3 protein-coding genes are annotated in these 1,286 nt (G+C 57.0%); 2 read left to right on the top strand and 1 reads right to left on the bottom strand.

The window, feature by feature from the left end:
• Positions 1–357: flavodoxin (locus tag J5224_RS28330; protein WP_264628438.1), on the top strand; the 357-nt coding region annotated here is incomplete at its 5' end.
• Between the two features lie 145 nt (positions 358–502).
• Complete coding sequence (locus J5224_RS28335; RefSeq protein WP_264628439.1) at positions 503–916, top strand: GNAT family N-acetyltransferase; 414 nt, start codon at positions 503–505, stop codon at positions 914–916.
• Here J5224_RS28335 and nifM read toward each other — a convergent pair.
• Positions 913–1,286 (bottom strand): nitrogen fixation protein NifM (gene nifM / locus J5224_RS28340; RefSeq protein ID WP_264628440.1); only part of this gene is annotated, 374 nt, incomplete at its 5' end. The genes J5224_RS28335 and nifM overlap by 4 nt on opposite strands.

The raw sequence follows: 1,286 nt of genomic DNA on the forward strand, positions 1-1,286 counted from the left end.
GGACACCTACCGGGTATGGATGCCGGGTGCGAAGGCGAGTCCTGGCAGGAATTTATTGACGGATTATCCGGCATGGAACTGGCGGACAAAACCGTTGCGCTGTTCGGTCTGGGCGATCAGGTCGGCTACCCAGACAATTTTGTCAGCGGCATGAAAGCGTTGTATGACGCTGTGACCGATCGCGGAGCCCGCGTGGTCGGTGCCTGGCCGAGTGCAGGTTATGATTTCAATACCTCTGCCGCACTGATTGACGACAGGTTTGTCGGGTTAGCGTTGGATCAGGACAACCAGTACGATCTGACCGAAGAGCGACTGGACAGTTGGCTTGAGCAGATAAAAACCGCATTGGCCGCCTGATGCAGTTATCGAGCACAAGGTGTGTTTCTCCACGACGAAATGCACCTTGTCTTTTTTAGCGTCGCCGCATTTTCCGCTTTCCCCTCCTACAGGTTTCATCATAGTCTTGATACTCACCGAGACGACGCCCCCGCAAGAGAACACCATGCCAATCACTGTCCGCCCTATCACGGTTGATACCTGTCTGCCACTGCGTCAAAAAGAGTTGTGGCCCGATCGCCCTCTCGATTTTCTGCGTATGGAAGGCGATGAGCAGGCCCAGCATTACGGGCTCTATCAGGAGGATACGCTTGTCAGCTGTCTTTCTGTTTTCCCACTCACCAACACAGCGCGGCAGATACGCAAATTCGCCACTGATGCCGCTTTTCAGCGTCAGGGATATGGCAGCAGGCTGTTAACTCAGGTGTTAGATAAACTCCACGCGGAGGGCATCAATGACATCATGTTGAACGCCCGACTCACCGCCACGGAATTTTATCTGCGTTTTGGCTTTCAGGTGGCGGGCGAAGTGTGCCACAAAGAGGGCGTCGCCTATGTGAAAATGACGAAAACGCGCTAGCCACGCCAGGCATCGGTCAGGCTGCGCAGCCACGCCCGCTGCTGCTGTTTTTGCCGCTGGTGCAGCAGGTGCTGAAAGACTTTCGGCAACGCCTCTTCCCGTGCCAGCGGTGTTTCTGGCCGAACCGCTTCGCACTGCAACAGATGCCAACCGAGGTCGGTCGCCACGGGCTCGCTCAACGCGCCCGATGGCAGCGCAAACAGTGCCTGTTCCAGCGGCGCAAACAGCAAACCTCGGCTGACCCAGCCCAATACGCCGCCTTCCATCGCCGTCGGACACTGGGAGTAACGCGCCGCCAGCGCGGCAAAGGTTTCACCCTCACGCGTGAGTTTGTCCCGCAACGTCAGGATTTGCGCTTTCACCACCGTCT

The organism is Candidatus Symbiopectobacterium sp. NZEC135 (assembly GCF_025962695.1).

Coding starts and splice junctions, on each gene's coding strand:
- J5224_RS28335 (WP_264628439.1), top strand. CDS start 503: ATGCCAATCACTGTCCGCCCTATCACGGTTGATACCTGTCTGCCACTG.